Annotated in this window: 6 protein-coding genes and 1 pseudogene; all 7 read left to right on the top strand. The window is 68.9% G+C overall.

Annotated features, from left to right (window positions below; translation table 11 throughout):
* A pseudogene (locus AC1DHD_RS12550) lies at positions 1 to 1,188 on the top strand (hypothetical protein); the annotation flags it as partial.
* A 6-nt stretch (positions 1,189 to 1,194) separates the two neighbouring features.
* The gene (locus AC1DHD_RS12545) at positions 1,195 to 2,184 is read left to right on the top strand and encodes an HAD-IIA family hydrolase (RefSeq protein ID WP_476880034.1); all 990 of its coding nucleotides are present in this window, start codon (positions 1,195 to 1,197) and stop codon (positions 2,182 to 2,184) included.
* Between the two features lie 10 nt (positions 2,185 to 2,194).
* The gene (locus AC1DHD_RS12540) at positions 2,195 to 2,458 is read left to right on the top strand and encodes a hypothetical protein (protein WP_476880033.1); all 264 of its coding nucleotides are present in this window, start codon (positions 2,195 to 2,197) and stop codon (positions 2,456 to 2,458) included.
* Positions 2,455 to 3,279, top strand: a complete 825-nt coding sequence (locus AC1DHD_RS12535; RefSeq protein ID WP_476880032.1) for a TlyA family RNA methyltransferase — start codon at positions 2,455 to 2,457, stop codon at positions 3,277 to 3,279. The genes AC1DHD_RS12540 and AC1DHD_RS12535 overlap by 4 nt, the downstream gene beginning before the upstream one ends.
* A gap of 13 nt (positions 3,280 to 3,292) precedes the next feature.
* Positions 3,293 to 4,348 (top strand): NAD kinase, encoded by a 1,056-nt coding sequence (locus tag AC1DHD_RS12530; protein ID WP_476880031.1) that lies wholly within the window; start codon positions 3,293 to 3,295, stop codon positions 4,346 to 4,348.
* Between the two features lie 3 nt (positions 4,349 to 4,351).
* Entirely contained in the window at positions 4,352 to 6,091 is a 1,740-nt protein-coding gene (recN, locus tag AC1DHD_RS12525; protein WP_476880030.1) for a DNA repair protein RecN, read from the top strand.
* Between the two features lie 128 nt (positions 6,092 to 6,219).
* Positions 6,220 to 6,998, top strand: a 779-nt coding sequence (locus AC1DHD_RS12520) for a CTP synthase (RefSeq protein ID WP_476880029.1), incomplete at its 3' end; no start/stop codon positions are given.

The raw sequence follows: 6,998 nt of genomic DNA, 5'->3' as shown, positions 1-6,998 counted from the left end.
GACCGGGACCGCAAACCCTTCAGCGGCGGAGATAACCGCAAGCCGTTTGGGAACCGCGACGACCGTCCTGCCCGCAGCTTCGACCGCGGCGATTCCGGGCCCCGGCAGTTTGGCCGCGACCGCGCCGAGGACCGCCCCGTGCGCGAGCCGAACGCTAAGGACCTGCGCAGCGCCAACCGGCCCGACCGTGAGCGTTCGCCCCAGATCGACGAGGACGTCACGGGCAAGGAACTGGACCGCGCAACGCAGCACCAGATCAAGACTCTCGAGGAAAACAGCGCTTCCTGGGTCGCGCGCCACCTGGTGATGGCCGGCCGGTTGCTCGATGAGGAGCCGGAGCTCGCGTTCCAGCACGCTTTGGCCGCCAGCCGTCGCGGCGGCCGCCTCGCTGCAGTCCGCGAAGCCGTCGGTCTCACCGCCTACGCCGCTGGCCACTACGGCGAGGCCCTCCGGGAATTCCGCACCTACCGCCGCATCAGCGGATCCAACGTGCACCTGCCCGTGATGGCCGACTGCGAACGTGGCCTCGGCCGTCCGGACCGCGCACTGGATATGGCTCGCTCCGAGGAAGCCAAAGACCTCGACGCGCCCGGAAAGGTGGAACTGGCAATTGTCGCCGCCGGTGCCCGCACCGATCTCGGACAGCTCGACGCAGCCGTCTCCGAGCTGGAAATTGTCCAGCTCGACATCAACCGCGCCTTCTCCTACAGCCCGCGCCTTTTCCGCGCCTACGCTGACGCCCTGACCGCCGTCGGCCGCGAAACGGAAGCCGGCAAATGGCAGCGCCAGGCCGTTGTCGCAGAAAACGCCCTCGGCATGGGCGTCGACGAGGAACCGGACATCATTGATCTCGGCTGGGACGAGGAAGAAGAAGCCCGCGAAGAGGCACAGCGCCGCCGGATCCTGCAGCAGCAGTCCGCCGAGCACTCGGCAGCCGCTGCCGGTGAGTCGGCACCGCAGGCCGCCAGCGCCGAATCCGTTGCCGGCCTCGCCGAAAACCCCGTGTCCGGGTCCGCCGCGCAGGATCTCGAATCCGGCTCCGATGACGAGGAGGCTGGTTTCTTCGAATCCGACGACGCCGAATCGGATCAGGATTCCGTGGAAGCCGACGAGCTGGAGTCCGACGATTCCAACGCCGACGACTTCGGCTCCGAGGACACCCACCGCCCGGATCGCGCGGAGGACTGATCCCTCATGGCCGACGCTGAGCTGATCTCCAGGTTCGACGCCCTCCTGTCCGACCTCGACGGAGTCGTATACGCCGGTCCGCACGCCATTCCCGGCGCTGTGGAATCGCTGCAACGGCTGGCAGGCATCGGCGTCGGACTGGGGTACGTCACCAACAACGCCTCGCGTTCGCCGGCCGAAGTGGCGCAGCACCTGCGCGACCTCGGCGCCCCGGCCGAGGAACAGCAGGTGGTGAGTTCGCCGCAGGCCGCCGGCGAGCTGCTCGCGTCAATGCTGCCCGCCGGGGCCCGCGTCCTGGTCACCGGCGGCGACGCCCTGGCCCGCGAAATAGAACTTGCCGGCCTGGTTCCCGTCCGCAGCGAGGCCGAGGACCCGGTAGCCGTGGTTCAGGGCTTCCACCCCGACCTCGGCTGGAAGGACCTCGCCGAGGCCTCCTACGTGGTCGCGGCCGGCGCCCTGTGGGTCGCCACAAACACCGACATGTCCATTCCCCAGGCCCGCGGCATCGCCCCCGGCAACGGCACCCTCGTTGCCGCCGTCGCCGCCGCCACCGGGAGGCAGCCGCTCGTCGCCGGAAAGCCGGAGGCGCCGCTGTTCCACGCAGCCGCCAAACGGCTGGCGGCCGACCGCCCGCTCGTTGTCGGTGACCGGCTGGACACGGACATCCTCGGCGGCAACAACGCCGGCTTCGCCACGGTGGCCGTGCTGACCGGCGTCGACACGCGTGAATCAATCCTTGCTGCCCGCACTATGGAGCGGCCGACCTTCCTGATCAACGACCTCACCGACCTCTACCGGCCCTACCCGGCCGTGGAGCACGACGGCGGCCACTACCGCTGCGGCGCGGCGACGGCGTCCGTGGAGAGCGCCACCGTGCGTGTCAGCGGTGACCCGGCGGACCTCGACTCCTGGCGTGCCGCCTGTGCCGCCTGGTGGGCCGCGAACCCTGAGACGTCCACAGCCCTTGCGCCCGGCCTTGAGTGGCTGGATCACTAGACTGGACAGCATGACCGAGCAGAACCCTTTTACTGACGCCCGCCAGGAGACTGCCGGCCCCGAAAATTCCGACGCCGGCGTTGACTGGCCGGAACACACGGGGGAGACCGCGGTGGGGGATCCGACCGTCGACTCCCTCCTGGCACGCCTCGGGGAGCTGCCGGAGCTGCCGGTTGCCGCCCACGGCGAGGTATATTCCGGTCTGCACGACGACCTCGCGGCGGCGCTGAATGAAGACGTCTCCGGGTCAGCGGCGGGGGACACCTACCGATGACCCGGCTTGACCAGGAACTTGTCAGCCGCGGGCTGGCGAGATCCCGTACCCACGCTGCCCGGCTCATCGGTGAAGGAAAAGTCAGCTCCGGCGGCGACGTGCTCGCCAAGGCGTCCCTGCAGGTCCAGGACGGAACTGCCCTGGAGGTAGCCACCACCAGCGAAGACGAATACGTCAGCCGCGCCGCCCACAAACTGGCCGGCGCGCTGGACGCCTTCCCCGCCGTCGACGTCTCCGGCAAACGCTGCCTCGACGCCGGTGCCTCCACCGGAGGTTTCACGGAAGTGCTGCTGCGGCGCGGCGCGGACCACGTCGTGGCGGTCGACGTCGGGCATGACCAGTTGGTCCCGCAGATCCGGCACGACCCCCGGGTGGCCGTCCATGAAGGCCTGAACGTCCGTTACATGACGCCGGAAGAGATCGGCGGCCCGGCGGCGGTGACGGTGGCCGACCTGTCGTTCATCTCCCTGACCCTCGTGGTGGCGCCCCTCGCGGCATGCACCGTCCCCGGCGGCGACCTCGTGCTGATGGTCAAACCACAGTTCGAGATCGGCAAGGACCGGCTGGGCCGCACAGGCGTGGTCACCTCAACGCGGGAGCGCCGCCTGGCCGTGACCAAAGTGGCGGCCGCCGCGATGGATGCAGGCCTGGAACTGCAGGGGCTGGCCCAGAGCCCGCTGCCCGGCCAGGACGGAAACGTCGAGTACTTCCTGTGGATAAAGCGCGGGAACCGGACAGACCTGCCTAAGATCGAGGAGCGGGACGCAGCCGTTGCTGCGTTACTCGGAACGATCTGGCCAGAACAGCACGAGAAGCACTAGAAGGCGGAACCCGATGAGCAGGCGCGTCCTCATCCTTGCCCACACCGGCCGCGAGGAGTCCCTCAAGGCCGCCTGGGAAGCGTGCGCCCAGTTGCATGCCTCCGGCATCGTTCCCGTGATGCAAAAATCCGAACTCGGCGACATGGTCCGGTTCTTCGGACGGCTGGACCAGCCGGTCGAGGTGCTCCACGACCACGTCAAGCTTCCCGACGTCGAGCTTGTGATGGTGCTCGGCGGCGACGGCACCATCCTGCGCGCCGCGGAACTGGTGCGGGAGGTGGATGTGCCCCTGCTGGGCGTCAACCTCGGCCACGTCGGCTTCCTCGCCGAAAGCGAACGAGCAGACCTCGCCCAGACCGTGGAATGGATTGCCAGCCGGCAGTACACCGTGGAAGAGCGCATGACCATCGACGTGCAGGTCTGGGTCCGCGGCCACAAGATCTGGCACACCTGGGCGCTGAACGAGGCCGCCATCGAGAAGGGCAACCGGGAACGGATGCTTGAGGTGGTCACCGAGGTGGACGAGCGCCCGCTGACGTCTTTCGGCTGCGACGGAGTGGTCCTCGCAACCCCCACCGGTTCCACCGCCTACGCCTTCTCCGCGGGCGGACCGGTGGTATGGCCGGAAGTGGAGGCCCTGCTGATTGTGCCCATCAGCGCCCACGCTCTCTTCGCCAAGCCCCTGGTGGTCTCGCCCAGGTCGCGGCTCGCCGTGGAAATCCTGAACCGCACCGACGCCCAGGGCGTGCTGTGGTGCGACGGCCGGCGCTCCGTGGACCTCCCGCCCGGCGCCCGCGTGGAGGTGACCCGCTCGGCAACCCCCGTCCGGCTGGCCCGCACCCACCAGACACCGTTCTCTGGTCGTCTGGTCCGCAAGTTTGAATTGCCCATCCAGGGCTGGCGCGGTCCGGTGCCGCAGACCGGCATGATCCATACCGGGCCGGTCCCGGTGGTGCGCACCCCGCGGCCGATGCCGCCGCTGCCCACCCCGCCGCCGTCCACCCCGCCAAAAGCAGGGCCGCAACACGCAGACCCCGGCGCGCCCACCGACCCCTCGACTGCGAAGTGACCCATGCTCGAAGAACTTAGAATCCGCGACCTTGGCGTCATCACGGATGCGACGCTGCCCCTGGGCCCTGGCCTCAGCGTGGTGACCGGCGAAACCGGTGCCGGCAAGACCATGGTGGTCACCGCCGTCGGCCTCCTGCTGGGGGCACGGTCCGACGCCGGTGCCGTGCGCAGCGGCGCCAAGAGTGCGTCCGCCGAGGCGGTGCTGAWGCTCGACGTCGGCCATGCCGCCATCAGCAGGTCCCGTGAAGCCGGTGCCGAGGTGGAGGAGTTCGACGGCGGCGCGGAACTGCTGCTGGCCCGCAGCGTCGGCGCCGACGGCCGCAGCCGTGCCTACCTCGGCGGCCGCGCGGCCCCGGTGGGAGTGCTCGCCGAGATCGGCGGGACGCTGGTGGTGGTCCACGGCCAGTCGGACCAGATCAGGCTGAAGAGCCCGGTGGCACAGCGCGAAGCCCTGGACAAGTTCGCGGGGGAGAACCTCGCCGGCAGCCTGGCTGCCTACCAGGAGCTGTTCGGCCACTGGAAGGCCAGCCAGGCCGAGCTGGACGAACTCCGCAGCGCGGCCCGTGAACGGCTGCGCGAGGCGGAGTCCCTTGAGGCGGCGCTGGCAGAAATCGACGCAGTCGACCCGCAGCCCGGGGAGGATGAGTCACTCAAGGCCGAAGCCGTGAAGCTCGCCAACGTCGAAGAGCTCCGCATCGCGGCCAGCGCAGCCCATCAGGCCCTCATTGCCGAGGACTTCGGTGAAGAAGCCGATGCCACCACGCTGGTGGACGCCGCGAAACGAACCCTGGAGCACGTCGCCGAACACGACAGCGAACTGGGCTCCGCGGCGACCCGGCTGGCGGAAGTAGGCTTCCTCCTCAACGACATCGCCGGTGACCTGGCCAGCTACCAGGCTGCCCTCGACACGGAGGGCCCGGAACGGCTGGCCGAAATTGAGGACCGCCGCGCCGCGCTGGCCAAGCTGGTCCGCAAATACGCACCGAGCATCGACGAGGTCCTGGTCTGGGCGGAGCAGTCCCGCGCCCGCTACGAGGAACTCCAGGACGACTCCACCCGGATCGAGGCGCTAGACGCCGAGGTGGCGCGGGCGGAGACGGACCTCCGCAAGCAGGCCGCGGCCATCAGCAAGGCCCGGAAGAAGGCCGCCAAGGACCTCTCCGGCCGGGTCAGCGCCGAGCTGACCGCCCTGGCCATGGCCGATGCCAYCCTGGTCATCAATGTCGACCCGGGGGAGCAGCTGGGCCTTTTTGGCGCCGACGAGATTTCCTTCCTGCTGCAGCCGCACTCCGGCGCGCCCGCCCGTCCGCTGGGCAAGGGGGCCTCCGGCGGTGAGCTCTCCCGCGTGATGCTCGCCATCGAGGTGGTGCTGGCCGCCGTCGACCCGGTGCCGACGTTTGTCTTCGACGAGGTCGACGCCGGCGTCGGCGGCCGTGCCGCCGTCGAAATCGGCCGCCGGCTGGCCATGCTGGCACGGCATGTCCAGGTCCTCGTGGTCACCCATCTGCCGCAGGTGGCGGCCTTCGCCGACCAGCACATCCGGGTCACCAAAACCTCGGTGCGGGGCGCGGACGGCGCCACAGCGACCGGCTTCACCTCCAGCGACGTGACGCTGCTCGACGAGGCCGAGAGGGTCCGCGAACTGGCACGCATGCTGGCAGGCCAGGAAGACTCGGAATCCGCCCGGGCCCACGCCCAGGAACTGCTCGACGACGCCAAGCTCCTGCCGCAGCAGGCGTGACTGCCGGCCGGCGGCTACCGGTCACAGCCCGGCGGCCCGCTGGCCGGGCTGGTTGCCCCTTTGGCGGCCGGCGGTGACTGGGATGACCATCACAACGGCGTTTTAGCGATCCAAGAAAGACCGAATTGATGATAGGCTCGAACTCCGTGGTGCAGCGATCAAATTCCCGTGTAAATTCCCGGTTYCCGGGCTCGTCCAAGACGACCAAACACATCTTCGTAACCGGTGGTGTGGCGTCCTCGCTCGGAAAGGGACTGACGGCTTCGAGCCTCGGTCACCTCCTGCGGGCACGCGGCCTGTCTGTAACTATGCAGAAGCTCGATCCCTATCTGAATGTGGATCCGGGCACGATGAATCCCTTCCAGCACGGCGAAGTCTTCGTCACTGACGACGGCGCCGAAACGGACCTCGACGTCGGCCACTACGAGCGCTTCCTCGACGAGAACCTCGAAGGCTCGGCCAACGTCACCACCGGCCAGGTGTACTCCACGGTCATCGCCAAGGAACGCCGCGGCGAGTACCTCGGCGACACCGTCCAGGTCATCCCGCACATCACCGATGAGATCAAGCGCCGCATGCGGCTGCCCGCTGAGGGCAAGAACGCCCCGGACGTGATCATCACCGAGATCGGCGGCACGGTCGGCGACATCGAGTCCCAGCCGTTCCTCGAGTCCGCCCGCCAGGTGCGCCAGGACGTCGGCCGCAACAATGTGTTCTTCCTGCACGTCTCCCTGGTGCCTTACATCGGGCCGTCACAGGAGCTGAAGACCAAGCCGACGCAGCATTCCGTAGCCGCCCTGCGCTCCATCGGCATCCAGCCCGAGGCAATCGTGATCCGTTCGGACCGCGAAGTGCCGCAGGCGATGCGCGAGAAGATCGGCCGTATGTGCGACGTCGACATCGACGC

The sequence above is a fragment of the Arthrobacter sp. 05L45_2 genome (assembly GCF_056397525.1).
This window is presented reverse-complemented; position numbering and strand designations above follow the sequence as displayed.